Origin of the sequence: Nocardia terpenica (assembly GCF_013186535.1) — a bacterium.
In the GTDB taxonomy this organism is placed as follows: Bacteria; Actinomycetota; Actinomycetes; order Mycobacteriales; family Mycobacteriaceae; genus Nocardia; species Nocardia terpenica.
In genome coordinates, this window is the sequence record NZ_JABMCZ010000003.1 from 2,160,382 (window position 1) to 2,175,866 (window position 15,485).

16 protein-coding genes are annotated in these 15,485 nt (G+C 69.1%); 8 read left to right on the forward strand and 8 right to left on the reverse strand.

All coding sequences use genetic code 11. The annotated features are described in order from the left end of the window. Positions 1–27 precede the first annotated feature (27 nt). The 3 genes from HPY32_RS31585 to HPY32_RS31595 are packed head-to-tail and all read right to left on the reverse strand — an operon-like array spanning position 28 to position 2,691. Entirely contained in the window at positions 28–456 is a 429-nt protein-coding gene (locus HPY32_RS31585; protein WP_067578329.1) for a molybdenum cofactor biosynthesis protein MoaE, read from the reverse strand. Beyond that, on the reverse strand, positions 449–1,489 hold the full coding sequence (gene moaCB, locus HPY32_RS31590; protein ID WP_067578331.1) for a bifunctional molybdenum cofactor biosynthesis protein MoaC/MoaB: 1,041 nt from the start codon (positions 1,487–1,489) through the stop codon (positions 449–451). Before moaCB ends, HPY32_RS31585 begins: the two co-directional genes overlap by 8 nt. Continuing rightward, on the reverse strand, positions 1,486–2,691 hold the full coding sequence (locus tag HPY32_RS31595) for a molybdopterin molybdotransferase MoeA (protein WP_171983133.1): 1,206 nt from the start codon (positions 2,689–2,691) through the stop codon (positions 1,486–1,488). The genes moaCB and HPY32_RS31595 overlap by 4 nt, the downstream gene beginning before the upstream one ends. Before the next feature lie 86 nt (positions 2,692–2,777). On the opposite strand from HPY32_RS31595, the gene moaA reads away from it, so the two are divergent. After that, a complete protein-coding gene (gene moaA, locus HPY32_RS31600; RefSeq protein WP_067578335.1) occupies positions 2,778–3,836 on the forward strand; it encodes a GTP 3',8-cyclase MoaA in 1,059 nt (352 codons plus the stop codon). After that, positions 3,829–4,071 carry a MoaD/ThiS family protein gene (locus tag HPY32_RS31605; RefSeq protein WP_067578337.1) on the forward strand — a complete coding sequence of 81 codons (243 nt, stop codon included), beginning with the start codon at positions 3,829–3,831 and terminating at the stop codon, positions 4,069–4,071. The genes moaA and HPY32_RS31605 overlap by 8 nt, the downstream gene beginning before the upstream one ends. A gap of 52 nt (positions 4,072–4,123) precedes the next feature. Here the strand turns inward: HPY32_RS31605 and nadE are convergent, their stop codons facing one another. Together nadE and HPY32_RS31615 are read right to left on the reverse strand one after the other, a co-directional pair. Next, positions 4,124–4,969 (reverse strand): NAD(+) synthase, encoded by an 846-nt coding sequence (gene nadE, locus HPY32_RS31610; RefSeq protein ID WP_067584474.1) that lies wholly within the window; start codon positions 4,967–4,969, stop codon positions 4,124–4,126. Positions 4,970–4,974: 5 nt separating this feature from the next. Further along, a complete protein-coding gene (locus tag HPY32_RS31615; RefSeq protein WP_067584471.1) occupies positions 4,975–5,580 on the reverse strand; it encodes a TetR/AcrR family transcriptional regulator in 606 nt (201 codons plus the stop codon). 159 nt (positions 5,581–5,739) lie between these two features. Here HPY32_RS31615 and HPY32_RS31620 point away from each other — a divergent pair, with 159 nt between their 5' ends. The 6 genes from HPY32_RS31620 to HPY32_RS31645 all read left to right on the forward strand — a co-directional run bounded on the left by HPY32_RS31620 (position 5,740) and on the right by HPY32_RS31645 (position 12,755). After that, the gene (locus tag HPY32_RS31620; RefSeq protein ID WP_067584477.1) at positions 5,740–6,306 is read left to right on the forward strand and encodes an NAD(P)H-dependent oxidoreductase; all 567 of its coding nucleotides are present in this window, start codon (positions 5,740–5,742) and stop codon (positions 6,304–6,306) included. A 94-nt stretch (positions 6,307–6,400) separates the two neighbouring features. Then, positions 6,401–6,523 (forward strand): type B 50S ribosomal protein L36, encoded by a 123-nt coding sequence (ykgO, locus tag HPY32_RS31625; RefSeq protein WP_067584480.1) that lies wholly within the window; start codon positions 6,401–6,403, stop codon positions 6,521–6,523. Positions 6,524–7,017: 494 nt separating this feature from the next. Further along, a complete protein-coding gene (locus HPY32_RS31630) occupies positions 7,018–7,251 on the forward strand; it encodes a redoxin NrdH (RefSeq protein WP_067578339.1) in 234 nt (77 codons plus the stop codon). A gap of 57 nt (positions 7,252–7,308) precedes the next feature. Beyond that, positions 7,309–7,800 carry a class Ib ribonucleoside-diphosphate reductase assembly flavoprotein NrdI gene (nrdI, locus tag HPY32_RS31635; RefSeq protein ID WP_067578341.1) on the forward strand — a complete coding sequence of 164 codons (492 nt, stop codon included), beginning with the start codon at positions 7,309–7,311 and terminating at the stop codon, positions 7,798–7,800. Positions 7,801–7,835: 35 nt separating this feature from the next. Next, entirely contained in the window at positions 7,836–9,941 is a 2,106-nt protein-coding gene (gene nrdE / locus HPY32_RS31640) for a class 1b ribonucleoside-diphosphate reductase subunit alpha (RefSeq protein ID WP_067578343.1), read from the forward strand. A 270-nt stretch (positions 9,942–10,211) separates the two neighbouring features. Next, positions 10,212–12,755: a DUF4118 domain-containing protein gene (locus HPY32_RS31645; protein ID WP_067578345.1), complete on the forward strand. Its 2,544-nt coding sequence runs from the start codon at positions 10,212–10,214 to the stop codon at positions 12,753–12,755. A 136-nt stretch (positions 12,756–12,891) separates the two neighbouring features. On the opposite strand, the gene HPY32_RS31650 is transcribed toward HPY32_RS31645, so the two are convergent. The 3 genes from HPY32_RS31650 to HPY32_RS31660 all read right to left on the reverse strand — a co-directional run bounded on the left by HPY32_RS31650 (position 12,892) and on the right by HPY32_RS31660 (position 15,245). Further along, positions 12,892–13,146 (reverse strand): hypothetical protein, encoded by a 255-nt coding sequence (locus HPY32_RS31650; RefSeq protein ID WP_067578347.1) that lies wholly within the window; start codon positions 13,144–13,146, stop codon positions 12,892–12,894. A gap of 22 nt (positions 13,147–13,168) precedes the next feature. Continuing rightward, positions 13,169–14,497, reverse strand: a complete 1,329-nt coding sequence (locus HPY32_RS31655) for a sensor histidine kinase (RefSeq protein ID WP_082870593.1) — start codon at positions 14,495–14,497, stop codon at positions 13,169–13,171. Between the two features lie 76 nt (positions 14,498–14,573). After that, positions 14,574–15,245 carry a response regulator transcription factor gene (locus HPY32_RS31660; protein ID WP_067584485.1) on the reverse strand — a complete coding sequence of 224 codons (672 nt, stop codon included), beginning with the start codon at positions 15,243–15,245 and terminating at the stop codon, positions 14,574–14,576. Positions 15,246–15,485: the final 240 nt, after the last annotated feature.

Consider the following 15,485-nt stretch of genomic DNA (forward strand, 5'->3'; position numbering starts at 1 on the left):
TGGTCCCGGCATGCTCTTGGCCGGGACCTACCCGCAGGCCCCCACCCACTCCGACATCCCGTCCGCGAACCGCTGACGCTTCCAAATAGGGACCTCGTGCTTGATCCGGTCCACCAGCTCCGCGCAGACGGAGAACGCCTCGGCGCGGTGCGGGGCCGCGACGGCGACGACGATGGCCAGATCGCCGACGACGAGCGGGCCGACGCGATGCACGGCGGCCACCGGCAGGCCGGACGCGGCGGCGACCTCCGCGCACACCCGGTGCAGGAATTGCTCGGCCTGCGGGTGCGCGGAGTATTCCAGCGCCGAGACCGCCTGTCCGCCATCGTGATCGCGCACCTTGCCGGTGAACACCACCACGGCGCCGTGCTCCGGCCCGGTCACCGCCTTCTCGACCTCGTCGGGATCGAGCGGCTGGTCACCGATCCGGGTGAGCCGCACGGCGTCGTCACTCATGGCTTCCTCCTCCGGCCACCTGGGCCAGCAGATGATCCAACAGCGGGTCGAGCACGGCCATTCCGTCCCGCACGCCGCCCGGCGACCCGGGCAGGTTGACGATCACCGTGCGACCGGACAGCCCGGCCACGCCGCGGCTCAGCGCGGCCAGCGGGAAGGTCGCGGTGCCGCGCAGCCGGATCGCCTCGGCCACGCCGGGCAATTCGCGATCCAGCACGGCCAGCGTCGCCTCGGGCGTGGCGTCGGTGGGCGACGCTCCGGTGCCGCCGGTCGTAATCACCAGGCCCGGTTCGCCATCGAGCGCGTCGGCCAGCCCGTCGGCGATATCGGCATCGGCGTAGACCAGCGGCCCGCGCACGGAAAACCCACGCTCGGTGAGCCATTGGGCAAGCACCGGGCCGGTCTTATCGACCCGGGTCCCGGCGGCGGTACTCGTCGATGCGACCACGACCACCGCCGAGCGGGAACCCTCGGTGGGAATCGTGTTGTGTGCCTCGGGATGTGGATGAGACGGTGAATGCCGGTGTGCTGCATCGCTCTTCGCGGCGGCATCGCCGGAGTCGGCCGCTCGTTCCCAATGTCCGTGCTTCCCCCCGTCTTTCGTCAGCAGGCGCACACCGTTGAGCACGGCGGCCGGGTCCACCGCCTTCACCATGTCGTGCAGGGTGAGACCGGCGACGGCGACGGCGGTGAGGGCCTCCATCTCGACCCCGGTGGGGCCCTTGGTCTTCGCCCGCGCCTCGATGGTGATGGTGTCCTCGGTGAAGCCGAAGTGCACCTGCACCGAGGACAGCGCCAGCTGGTGGCACAGCGGGATCAGCTCGGAGGTCTTCTTCGCGCCCGCGATACCGGCGATGCGGGCCGTGGTCAGCACATCGGCCTTCGGCAGGTCGTCGGCCTGCACCAGTTTCACCACCTCGGGCGTGGTGTGCAGGGCCCCGGCCGCGACGGCGACGCGGGCGGTGTCGGCCTTGGCGCTCACATCGACCATGCGCGCGCGGCCCTCGGCATCGACATGGGACAGCTCGGTCATAGCTCCCACACTTTCACAACCGATCCCGCGGCCAGGTCGGTGACCTCCGCCGGAATATCGATCAGCACGTCGGCATGCGCCATCGCCGCGATCAGGTGCGACCCCGGCCCCGAGGCCAGCGCCACCCCGTCCGTCGTCGTCCGCCCGCGCAGGAACTGGCGGCGACCGGCGGGGGAGCGCACCGGATCCAGCAGCGCCACATCGTGTGTCGGCACCGGCGGCAGGCCCGACAGCTCGCGCAGCAGCGGCCGGGCGAAGACCTCGAACGAGACCATGGTGCTCACCGGATTGCCGGGGAAGCTCAGCACCGGCACCCCGTCCACGACCGATATCCCCTGCGGCCCACCGGGTTGCACCGCCACCGACCCGAATTCCCCACCGAGCGTGGCCAATACGTCCTTGACCACCTCGAAGTCGCCCTTGGACACCCCGCCGGAGGTGAACACCACGTCCGCGGCCGCGACCGCCGCGGCCAGCAGCCGCCGGAGCTGCTCCTGATCGTCGCGGCTGTGCTCGACCGACACCACCTCGACGCCGTTGTCGCTCAGCGCCGCCGCCAGCGCGATGCCATTGGAGTTGTAGATCTGACCCGGCCCCAGCTCCGACCCGGCGGGCCGCAACTCGTCGCCGGTGGTGAGCACCGCCGCCCGCACCCGCCGCCGCACCGGCAGCACGGGCAGCCCCACCGCGGCCAGCGCCGCGATATGCCGTGGCGTCAGCCGGGTACCCGCGCGGGCCAGCAGCTCACCGGCCCGCACATCGGTACCGGGCTCGCGCACGAAATCGCCCGCCGTGCGGCCGCGTTCGACAACGACCGCGTCGCCGTCCGCGCGTGTGTCCTCCACCGGCACCACGCAGTCGGCCCCCGGCGGGATCGGCGCCCCCGTCATCACCTTCATCGCCGCCCCCGGCGGCAGCGGCGCCCGCCCCGCGTCCCCGGCCGCCACCACCCCCGCCAGCGGCAACCGCACCGGCGTCACCGCCACCGACTCCGCCCGCACCGCATACCCGTCCATCCCGGAATTACGGAACACCGGCAGATCGACCGGGGCATACATCTCGGTGGCGAGCACGCGACCCAGTGCCTCGCCCATCGGCACGTCCTCCACCCCCCGCCCAGCCAGCGGACGCAACAACTCCTCGACGCGCTCGCGATGGTCCTCCACGGACCGGGCGGAGACGGTGGCGGGCCGGGTACTCATGCCGCCAGCCTAATCCGGGCCATCTCGAGCACACTTCGTAGCTTCCTCCGAAGCACGTCCGTACCGGGACGGCAATAATGGGTCGCGTGACTGTGGTCGAAATGGGCATTCCCGCCATCCGGGGCAAGCGGCCCCCGCTGGATGGCCGACCCGACACCCCCTATCTGGTGGACAGATTCGGGCGGGTGGCTCGTGATCTGCGAGTCTCGATCACCGAGAAATGCTCGCTGCGCTGCACGTATTGCATGCCGGAGGAGGGGTTGCCGGTGATCCCCGCCGAGGAGTTGCTCTCGGCGGAGGAGATCGTGCGGGTGGTGGCGCTGGCGGTGCGGGAGCTGGGAATAGGTGAGGTGCGCTTCACCGGTGGTGAGCCGCTCATGCGCCGGGATCTGGAGCAGATCATCGCGGGCTGTAAGGCGGCCGTGCCGGGTACGCCGTTGGCCATGACCACCAATGCCGTTGGGCTCGAGCATCGCGCCGAGGGGCTGGTTCGGGCCGGGCTGGATCGGGTCAATGTCTCCCTGGACACCATCGACCGGGCCGGGTTCGCGCGCCTCACTCGCCGCGATCGGCTGGGGTCGGTGCTGGCCGGGATTCGCGCCGCGCAGCGCGAGGGGCTGGCGCCGGTCAAGGTGAATGCCGTGCTGATGCGCGAAACGCTCTCCGGCGCAGCGGATCTGCTGCAGTGGTGCCTGGACGAGGGGTGCGAGCTGCGGTTCATCGAGGAGATGCCGTTGGACGCCGACCACGAGTGGGCGCGCGCCAATATGGTCACCGCCGCGGAACTGCTGGACACGCTCGGCGCGCGCTTCACGCTCACCGCGGTCGGCCGCCGCGATCCCGCGGCCCCGGCCGAGCTCTGGCAGGTGAACGGCGGCCCGGCGACCGTCGGCATCATCGCCTCGGTCACCCGCGTGTTCTGCGGCGACTGCGACCGCACCCGGCTGACCGCCGACGGCATGATCCGCTCCTGCCTGTTCAGCGACCAGGAATACGATCTGCGCACCCCGCTGCGCGAGGGCGTATCCGACGCGGAACTGGCCACGCTGTGGCGCGGCGCGATGTGGAACAAATGGGCCGGGCACGGCATCGACGCCGAGGGCTTCGTGCCGCCGGAACGGACGATGGGAGCAATCGGTGGTTGAGGTCCGCTATTTCGCCGCGATCGCGGACGCCGTCGGCAAGGACACCGAACGCCTCGACCTACCCGCCGACGCCACCGTCGGCGACCTGCGCCACACCCTGGCCACCACCTACGGCCCCGGTCTCGCCCCGATGCTGAAGGTCTGCGCCTTCCTCGTCGGCGACGAACTCACCCGTGACAACACCACCCGCCTCACGCCGTGCGTGGACGTGCTTCCCCCGTTCGCGGGAGGCTGATTCCGGCCGAAAGCACGCCGGAATCAGGGGCTGGCCTTCGCGGGCGGCGGGCTTACTCCCCGCGCCACCAGGTGTCGAAGGGCGTCACCGGAACCGCGCGCTTGTGGCGGGTCATGAGGTAGATGGATTCGATGCGATCGGCGATCTCGGGCGCGATCTCCTGGCCCTCGAGGTAGTCGTCGATCTGGGCGTACTTCAGGCCCAGGGCGACCTCGTCGGGGAGCGCGGGGCGTTCGTCCTCCAGATCGGCGGTGGGGACCTTCAGCCAGACGCTCGGCGGGGCGCCCAGTTCCTGCAGCAGGGCCGCGCCCTGGCGCTTGGTCAGGCCGGTGAGCGGGGTGATGTCGACGCCGCCGTCACCGAACTTGGTGAAGAATCCGGTGACCGCCTCGGCGGCATGATCGGTGCCGACGACCAGCAGATTCAGCTGGCCCGCAATGGAATACTGGATGACCATGCGCTCGCGGGCCTTGATATTGCCGCGCACGAAGTCGCGCAGGCGCGGTTCGCTGCCCAGCAGTTCCCGCAGGCCCGTGGCGGATTCGGCGGCCACCGCGTCGGCGCTGGGCTGCACGTTCACCGCGATCGACCGGTCCGGCCGGATGAACCGCAGCGCGATCTGCGCGTCCTGCTCGTCGGCCTGCACGCCGTAGGGCAGCCGCACCGCGACGAAGGTGGCCTCCCGGCCCTCGGCGCGCAGCTCCTCCGCGGCCAGCTGGCACAGCCGCCCGGTCAGCGTGCTGTCCTGGCCGCCGCTGATGCCGAGCACGAAACCCGTTGCGGGCGTGGACTTCAGATAGTCCTTGAGGAAGTCGATGCGCCGGCGCACCTCCACCTTCGGCTCGATGACCGGCCGCACGCCCAACTCGGCGATGATCTCCGCACGCAGCTTTCCCACGGCGGTCACTCTACCGGGGCGGGCGCGACGACCGCGCGGACCAGTCGCTCCCAGTGATCGCCGATCCGGTCCAGCGAATAGCCCTGCACCCGGGTCTGGTGCAGCACCAGCCCGGCGTCCAGCACGGCCATCAGCGTATCGGCGAGCAGCGAGATGTCGCCCGGCGCGCCCGCCTGCCGAAGCAGCAGCGCCACATGGGTTTTGGAGATGTTGTAGGGCGCGCTGGTGTACCGCCCGGGTTCGTCGGCGGCGCGGCGCATCTCGGCCTCCACCTCGGTCTCGGCCAGCCGCGCCCGGCCGTACGCGATCAGCCGCTGCACCGGCGGTGCGCCGGGGCCCAGTGGCGGCGGCCCGAACATGTAGGCGGCCTGCAGCTTTCGCTCCGACTGATCCAGCAGGGCCAGCATCATCCCGGCGCGATTGCCGAACCGGCGGAACACCGTCCCCTTGCCGACACCGGCGCGCTTGGCGACCGCGTCCATGGTGACCCCGTCGGCGCCGATCTCGCGCACCAGCTGCTCGGCGGCGTCCAGCAGCAGCTGCCGGTTGCGGGCCGCGTCGCTGCGCTCGGTGTGCTCGGCCAGCGGGGCGGGCAGCGAGTGCGGGGGAATGTGCACCGCGACCGGCTCGATGGGCAGCGCGGCGGGGGGCACGGGTGTGTCGTAGCTCACTGGGAGGCTGCCTCGGGAATCGGGAAGAAAGCGGACCATGGTCCGTTTATCGTATCGCAGTAGCGGAAGCCGCCGCTTACAGCCTCACCAGGAGTGAACATGTCCCAGACTCGCATTCTCGCTCTCGTCGGTAGCCTGCGCTCCGCGTCGATCAATCGGCAACTCGCCGAGGCGGCCGCGCAGACCGCGCCGGAGGGGGTCGAGATCGACATCTACGCAGGACTCGGGGATATCCCTTTCTACAACGAGGACATCGACGTGCCGGGCGAAATCCCCGCCGCCGCGCAGGCGTTGCGTGACGCCGTGGCCGCCGCCGACGGCCTGCTGCTGTTCGCGCCCGAGTACAACGGCACCATTCCCGCCGCGCTGAAGAACGTCATCGACTGGGCCTCGCGCCCCTTCGGCGCGGGCTCGATCAAGGACAAGGCGGCCGCCGTGGTGAGCGCGTCCATCAGCCAGAACGCCGCCAAGTGGTCGCACGCCGACACCGTCAAGGCGCTCGGGGTGGCGGGCGCCAAGGTCGTGGAGAGCGCTCACCTGCACTTCGGCACGATCGGCCAGCGGTTCGCCGAGGCCCACCCGCGCGAGGACGCCGAGGCGCTGACCGCCCTGGCCGCGACCGTGCACGAACTGGTCGAGGCGACGCGGGCGGCCGTCAACGCGTGATCCCGGCCAAAAGCGTGCCGGGATGACGATGGAGATCCGGAGCCGGACATCGACTCCTATAGAATATGAAAATCATTGTCGAATGGGAGATGTCATGAAGGTCCGGAATTCGCTGCGGTCGCTCAAGAGCAAGCCGGGGGCGCAGGTCGTGCGTCGGCGCGGGAAGACGTATGTGATCAACAAGAAGGAGCCGCGCTTCAAGGCTCGCCAGGGCTGACCCGGCTGTTTCGGGCCCGCCGCCTGCCCTCCGGGGCGCGGCGGGCCTTCGGCGTTTCGGGGGTGGTGCGGGAGTGTCGTCGGAGTGTCGCCGTGGTGTCGGGCCGGTGTCCGGTCGGTTCGGGGCGGGTGGGAAGATCGTGCCTCCGGGGGTCGATGTGATCACTGTGGCGGTTGCGGCGGATGAGTTTGCTGGGAGAGAGCTGCGGTACGAAATCGTGATCTGCGCCACTGTCGTGTCGGGTTGCGAATCGACTGTCCAGGTACTTACGCCGACCGAATTTCACCTTTGTGACTCGCAACATGTCGTGTTGTATGAATCTGTCGGCCACTAGGTGTAGTGTCTACGGCACTGGAAGGCGACATGAACTCCGCGCCGGTCACGGCAGCGCGACCTGGGGTTCCACGGCAACTTCCAGGTGTTTGCGCAGTTACCAGTGGATCTCGGCTCAGTCGTGCACTGCATACGGATTCAAGGCAAGGAGAGGGACTCTCATGACCATCACCGTCTACACCAAGCCCGCTTGTGTCCAGTGCAACGCCACCTACCGCGCTCTCGACAAGACCGGTGTCGCCTACACCGTCGTCGACATCACCGAGAACACCGAGGCCCGCGACTACGTCATGGCGCTGGGCTATCTGCAGGCGCCCGTCGTCGTCGCCGGCGACGAGCACTGGTCCGGCTTCCGCCCGGACCGCATCAAGGCTCTGGTCAGCCGGGCGGCCTGAGCGCGGGCCGCTGTTCGCCCGACGGGAGTGACCGGCAGTACTTTGGGAGTGGTTGCGATGGCCGATTCACCCGCTCCCCGCGTCAGCGGGGTTGAACCCGAGCCGGTCCTGGTCTACTTCTCGAGCGCGTCGGAGAACACGCACCGCTTCGTCGAGCGGCTGGGTCTGCCCGCCGTCCGCATTCCGCTGCACACCGCCGAATCGCTGCGCGTCGACGCGCCCTATGTGCTGATCTGCCCCACCTACGGGGGAGGTCGGCACGTGTTGGGCCGCAACCGATCCGACAAGGAGTTCGTCCCCCGTCAGGTGGCGAAGTTCCTCAACGATCCGCATAATCGTGCGCTGTTGCGCGGAGTCATCGCGGCCGGCAACACGAACTTCGGCGATACGTACTGCTATGCGGGAGAAGTGATCTCGCGCAAGTGCGGGGTGCCGTACCTGTATCGCTTCGAACTCATGGGAACTGCCGAGGACGTCGAGCGCGTCCGAGAGGGATTGGGATTGTTTTGGCAACGACAACAGCACCGGCCGGAAAGACGGCCCGCCTAGAGCGTCCGGTCAGTACGGAGGCGTCCACCGAGGGCATGGACTACCACGCCCTCAACGCGATGCTGAACCTGTACGGCCCGAACGGGGAGATCCAGTTCGACAAGGATCGCGAGGCCGCGCACCAGTACTTCCTGCAGCATGTCAACCAGAACACCGTCTTCTTCCACAATCTCGACGAGAAGCTCGACTACCTCATCGAGGAGAACTACTACGAGCCCGAGGTGCTGGATCGCTACGACCGGCCCTTCGTCAAGAAGCTGTTCCAGCAGGCGTACGCCAAGAAGTTCCGCTTCCCGACCTTCCTCGGGGCGTTCAAGTACTACACCTCGTACACGCTCAAGACCTTCGACGGCAAGCGCTACCTGGAGCGGTTCGAGGACCGCGTCTGCATGGTCGCGCTGACCCTGGCCGCGGGCGACGAGGTGCTGGCGCAGGACCTGGTCGACGAGATCATGGACGGCCGCTTCCAGCCCGCCACCCCGACCTTCCTCAACTCGGGCAAGAAGCAGCGCGGCGAGCCGGTGTCGTGCTTCCTGCTGCGCATCGAGGACAATATGGAGTCCATCGGGCGCTCCATCAACTCGGCGCTGCAGCTGTCCAAGCGCGGCGGCGGAGTCGCGTTGCTGCTCAGCAACATTCGCGAGCACGGCGCGCCGATCAAGAAGATCGAGAACCAGTCCTCGGGCGTCATCCCGATCATGAAGCTGCTGGAGGATTCGTTCTCCTACGCCAACCAGCTCGGCGCGCGGCAGGGCGCGGGCGCGGTGTACCTGCACGCGCACCACCCCGACATCTACCGGTTCCTCGACACCAAGCGCGAGAACGCGGACGAGAAGATCCGCATCAAGACGCTGTCGCTGGGCGTGGTGATCCCCGACATCACCTTCGAACTGGCGAAGAAGAACGAGGACATGTACCTGTTCTCGCCCTACGACGTCGAGCGCATCTACGGGGTGCCGTTCGCCGATGTGAACATCACCGAGAAGTACTACGAGATGGTCGACGACAAGCGCATCCGCAAGTCGAAGATCAACGCGCGCGAGTTCTTCCAGACCATCGCCGAGCTGCAGTTCGAGTCCGGTTATCCGTACATCATGTTCGAGGACACGGTGAACCGGGCCAACCCGATCAAGGGCAAGATCACCCACTCCAACCTGTGTTCGGAGATCCTGCAGGTCTCCACCCCGTCGATCTACAACGACGATCTGTCCTATGCCACGGTGGGCAAGGACATCTCGTGCAACCTGGGTTCGCTCAATATCGCCAAGGCCATGGACTCGCCGGACTTCGGCAAGACCGTGGAGACCTCGATCCGGGCGCTGACCGCGGTGTCGGACCAGACCCACATCTACTCGGTGCCGTCGATCGAGCAGGGCAACAACTCCTCGCACGCCATCGGGCTGGGGCAGATGAACCTGCACGGGTACCTGGCGCGGGAGCGGATCCGCTACGGGTCCGAGGAGGGCGTCGACTTCACCGACATCTACTTCTATACCGTCGTCTACCACGCGGTTCGGGCGTCGAACAAGCTCGCCATCGAGCGCGGGCAGTCCTTCGGCGGTTTCCTCGAGTCGAAGTACGCCAGCGGTGAGTACTTCGACAAGTACACCGAGCGGGTGTGGGAACCGAAGACCGAGCGGGTGCGGCAGCTGTTCGCCGATGCGGGCGTGCACATTCCGACCCAGGACGACTGGCGCGAGCTGAAGGCGTCGGTCATGGCGCACGGCATCTACAACCAGAACCTGCAGGCGGTGCCGCCGACCGGCTCGATCTCCTACATCAACCACTCCACCAGCTCCATCCACCCGGTGGCATCGAAGATCGAGATCCGCAAGGAAGGCAAGATCGGCCGCGTCTACTACCCGGCGCCCTACATGACCAACGACAACCTCGACTACTTCGAGGACGCCTACGACATCGGCTACGAGAAGATCATCGACACCTACGCCGCCGCCACCCAGCACGTCGACCAGGGCCTGTCGCTGACCCTGTTCTTCAAGGACACCGCCACCACCCGCGACGTCAACCGAGCCCAGATCTACGCCTGGCGCAAGGGCATCAAGACCCTCTACTACATCCGCATCCGCCAGATGGCCCTGGAGGGCACCGAGGTCGAGGGCTGCGTCAGCTGCATGCTGTGAGGCCTGCCGCCGCGGGGGTCAGCCGAAGAACGAGCCGACCTCCGCATCCGGCGGCCGTCAATGCGATATCTCTACGGTTACGCACCGGAATGCCGACGGGGCGACCCCTCACAACGTCAACACAGCGTCAGGATTCCGTCCGGATAGGTGAACGACGCGTTGCCGCCGGTCAGGATGGTAGCGGCACGGTATGACGCCGTCGCCGCGGCGAGTCGCGCCCACCGTCTCGACCACGCCGCCGTTCGGAGTCGGTGATATACGAGAAGAGCTGTGAGAGGCACATTCCGCGTCTACCTGGGCGCCGCGCCCGGGGTCGGCAAGACCTACGCGATGCTCGAGGAGGGCCGTCGGCGCGCCTCGCGCGGTACCGACGTCGTCATCGGCCTCGTCGAAACCCACGGCCGGGCGCATACGGCCGCCGCGATCGAAGGACTGGAGGTGGTGCCGCGCAGGGAGATTCGCTACCGGGGCGGCGTCTTCACCGAGATGGACACCGACGCGGTGCTCCGCCGGGGGCCGCGGGTGGTGCTCGTCGACGAGCTCGCGCACAGCAACACCCCCGGCTGCGGCTACGAGAAACGCTGGCAGGACATCGAGATACTGCTCGACGCGGGCATCGACGTCATCTCCACGGTGAACATCCAGCACCTGGAGTCGGTGCACGACGTGGTCGAGCACATCACCGGGGTGGCACAGCAGGAGACCGTGCCCGACGAGGTGGTGCGCCGCGCCGACCAGGTCGAGCTGGTGGATATGACGCCCGAGGCGCTGCGGCGGCGCATGGCGCACGGCAACATCTACCCGCCCGAGCGCATCGACGCCGCGCTGAGCAACTACTTCCGCGTCGGAAACCTCACGGCGCTGCGCGAATTGGCGCTGCTGTGGGTCGCGGACAAGGTCGAGGAGCAGCTGGCGCACTACCGGGCCCAGCAGAACATCCGCACCACCTGGGAGGCCCGCGAGCGGGTGGTGGTCGCGCTGTCGGGCGGGGCGGAGGGCGACACTCTGATCCGGCGGGCGGCGCGGATCGCGGCGCGCTCGCACGCGGAACTGCTGGCCGTGCACGTCACCCGCATCGACGGGCTGATCCGTTCCGCGCCGGTGCATCTGGAGCGCCAGCGCGGGCTGATCGAGCGCCTCGGCGGCACCTACCACCAGGTGGTCGGCGACGACGTGCCCACGGCCCTGCTGGAATTCGCGCAGGCGGTCAACGCCACTCAGCTGGTGCTGGGGACATCCCGCCGGAATCGCTTGGCGCCGTTGCTGTCTCGGGGAGTCGGCGCGGAGACGGCGGTCCGGTCGGGCGCCATCGACATCCACCTGGTCAATCACGAGCACGCCGGGCGCGGGCGCGGCGGCGGGCGGCCCACGGCGCTGGGCTGGCGGCGGCAGATCGGATTCCTCTGTGCCGCAGTGCTGTTGCCGTTGCTGACGGCGGTGCTGTGCACGCTGCGCGCGGAATTGTCGCTCACCACGGACATATTGGCGTTCCTGCTGGCCGTGGTGACGGTGTCGCTGATCGGCGGCATCTATCCGGCGCTGGTGTCGAGCGTGGCCGGATTCCTGTTGCTGGAGTACTATTTCGCGTCGCCGCTGTATTCGTTCGCGGTGTCGGATCCGCAGAACATGCTGGCGCTGGTGGTCTATCTGCTGGTGGGCGCGGCGGTCAGCGCGGTCGTGGAGATCTCGGCGCGGCGCACGCGGGAGGCGGCGCGGGCCGGGACCGACGCGAGCGTGCTCGCCACCCTGGCCAGCAGCGTGCTGCGCGGCGAGGATACGGCCGCGGCCGTGCTGGAGCGGCTGTGGCACACCTACGCGCTGCAGTCGGTGACGCTGCTGGAGCGACTACCCGGCATGCCGGTCACCCCGGCCCGGCAGCACGAGGCACGGCGCTGGCAGGTGGCCGCCAGCGCTGGCGAACGGCCCTGTGCCAGCCCGGACGAGGGCGACGCCGCGATCCCGATCGGCGACGATCTGGTGCTCGCGGTGCGCGGGAGGGTGCTGGAGTCCTCGGACCGCAAGATCCTGGAGGCGTTCGCCGCCCAGACCGTGGCCGCGCTGCGCCGCGAGCGCCTGGCCGAGACCGCCGAGGAGGTGCGTCCCCTGCAGGAGGCGGATCGATTGCGGACCGCGCTGCTCAATGCCGTCGGGCACGATCTGCGCACGCCGCTGGCGGCGGCCATCGCCGCCGTGGACGGGTTGCAGGGCGAGGATCTGCGCCCCACCGAGGAGCAGCGCCGCGACCTGCTCGACGTGGCCGCCACCTCGCTGCGCAAGCTGGAGCGCCTGGTCGAGAACCTGTTGGACCTGAGTCGCTTACGCGCGGGCGTGCTGGGCATCGCGGCGCGGCCGATCGATGTCGCGGCGATGGTGGAGGGCACCGTCGCCAACCTTGGCCCGGCCGCCGCGGCGGTGCAGGTGCGGATCGGGACCGACCTGCCCGACGCCGTGGTGGACCCGGTCCTGCTGGATCGGGCCCTGGACAATGTGATTCGCAACGCGCTGCGCTACACCCCCGGCGAGAGCGGCGTTCTGGTCACCGCCAGCGCCTTCGGCGAATCCATCCAGCTGCGCGTGATCGACCACGGCCCCGGCGTCCCGGCCCCCCAGTGGGAACAGATCTTCCAGCCCTTCCAGCGCCTCGACGACCGCGACAACCACACCGGCATCGGCCTGGGCCTGGCCCTGGCCCGCGGCCTCGTCGAAGCCATGGGCGGTTCCCTCACCCCCGACGACACCCCCGGCGGCGGCCTCACCATGATCGTCACCCTCCCCGCCGTCCCCGCCATGTCCGAGGCCCTGTCGTCCCCGTAATCGCGTGCGACAGTAAGGATTCCGGCCAAAAGCATGCCGGAATCACGGCCGGGCGCCCCACCGCCTCCCGGCCCATTCGTCCCTTTTGTTCGCCGCCCGCCCCTGTCTCTTGTTCCCGGCGTGCTTTTGGCCGGGATCAATTGACCAGCACCAACTCCCAGCTCCTACCCGGAACCGGGCGGCATTCGTAATGGGTCCACCCCGGGTGGGCGTTCACATTCGCGCCCTCGGATTCGCATGTCCCGCGGTCGGCGTAGATGCCGTAGCGGACGTCGTCGGCCAGGGCGCGGGCTCCGCCCCCTATGAGCACGCCGACGGCCAGCGCGGCGAGTGCGGCCACGGTGCGGATCAGCATCGGCAGCGTCCTTTCGTCGTGATGGCCGGGTGCCACCGCCACGATTGGATCAGGGGTTCTATGAGAAATTCGTGACGGCGGGGGCGGGCAGCTCGGCGGGTGGCAGCCACAGCGTGGCGATGGCGCCGCCGCCGGAGGCCGGTTCGATGGCCGCATTGCCGCCGTGCGTCTGCGCCACCCACGCCACCAGCGCCAGGCCGATGCCGTGGCGGCCGCTGCGCCCGGCCACACCGCGGTTGAACGGATTGGCCGACAGCGCCGGGTCGATGCCGGGGCCGTGGTCGCGCACGCTGATGCGGCCCTCGGCCACGTACACCTCGACCGGCGCCAGCCGATTCACCGACCCGTGCGTGATCGCGTTCTCCACCATGTTGCGCACGGCCAGGCTCAGCAGCTCCGGATCGCCGACCACCACCGACGGCCGGGCGTCCACGGTGACGTGCGCGTTCGCGATGTCCTCCACGACGGCCTCGGCGAGCTGATCCAGCCGCAGCAGCGTGCGTTCCGGATTCGCGATGCCGGCCTGCATGCGCGCCCGCGCCAGCAGTCCGGTGACCAGCCGCGCCATCCGATCGGCCAGGCCGGAGGTCTCCGCCAGCACCCGGTCCACGTCCTCGGGGGCGCGCGGATGCGATTCGGTGATCAGCTTCATCGTGGTCAGCGGCGTGCGCAGCTCGTGGGCGGCGTCGGCGAGGAACTGCTCGTGCTCGTCGAGCACCCGCATGGCCGCCCGCATGCTCCGTCCCGCCAGCAGATGCCCGGCCGCCGCGGCCAGCGCCACCACCACCAGTCCGCCGATCACCAAGCCGCCCACCAGAAGTCGATGGGTGCCGCCGTCGGCCATCGGCGGCGCCCCGGCCAGCACGACCGCGACGATATCGGTGTCCTTCCAGAACACCGGCGTGGCCGCCACCCGCACCGGCGTGCCCGAAACATCGACGCCGGTGCTCAATTGGGTGGAGTACAGCATCTGGCCGGAGCGATCGATGGTGTCGGAGGCGAGGATGTCCAGCGCGTGGTCGTCGGGCAGCTGCGAGCGCAGGTAGGCGTGCGCCTGGCGCCAGCGCGCGTCGGCGCCGCGCCGGGTGAGCACGATGACCGCGGTCTTCTGATTGGCCAGATCGTCGTTGACGATCGTGGTGAGGTCGAGGCTGCGATTGTCGTCGGTGAGCTGCACGGCCCGCGCCAGCCCACCGGCCACCCGGTCCAGGTCGTTGTCCACCCCGCGCGAGCGCGACTGGCCGTCGATCATCGTCGCGACCACGCCGAGCACGATCACGCACACCGCGGTGATGGCGGTGACGAGCGCCGTCAGCATCCACCGGGTGCGGCGCAGGCGGGCCAGCGCCGGGCGGCTGTCACTGCCCGGCGTGCGGGGCAGGCTCATGCCGATGCCTCGCTAGCGCTCGGCATCGCCATGAGCCATGGCACGCTGTGTTGGATGATTCGCTCGCTGCGCTCGCTCATGCGGCGACGTCCGCGGTCAGCACGAATCCGGTGCCGCGCACGGTCTCGATCACGGTGGGCTGGCCGAGCTTGCGGCGCAGCTTCGCCACCACCGCGTCCACCACATTCGATGCGGGCTCGGCCATTTCGTCCCAGCAGCATTCGATGAGGTCGGTGCGCGAGACCACCCGGCCGCGGCGGGCGGCCATCAGCTCCAGCACCGCGAATTCCTTGGGGGTCAACGACAACAGGATGCCGCCGCGCTGCACGCGTCGGCGCATCAGATCGATGTCGATGTCGCCCACCGTGATTCGGCACGAGGTCGGCTGCTCGCGGCGGCGGCACAGCGCGCGCACCCGCAGCATCAGCTCGGGCAGGGCGAACGGCTTGGACAGATAGTCGTCGGCGCCGTTCTCGAATCCGGCGATGCGATCGGCGAGACCGTCACGGGCGGTGAGGATCAGGGCGGGCACGGCGTGCCCGGCGCCGCGGGTCCCGGCGACCAGGTCGAGGCCGTCGCCGTCGGGCAGGCCGCGGTCGACGACGAGACAGTCGTAGCGATTGACAGCGATCTTGAAGTCGGCATCGGCGATATCGCTCGCCACATCCACCGCGAACCCCGAGACCCGCAGACCCTCGGTGACCTCGCGGCACAACCGCGGATCGTCCTCCACCACCAGAACACGCACAGCCAGACCGTAAGGCATGCCGTTCGGCCGCCCAACGGTTGCCGGAGCCGAAATTAGGGCGAAATGATGGGAAAATGATCTGCTTTGCGCACGGCGCAACGTCCGGCACCCAAGGTAGTCGCGCGCCGCGCGAATGTCGATGAAAGCCGGGACCGGTGCTCGCGCCGCCGCCGCGGTCTGACAGAATGCCCTGCGCCCCACGGACCGCTCCGGGTGATCTGTCATACATCGCGAAGACAC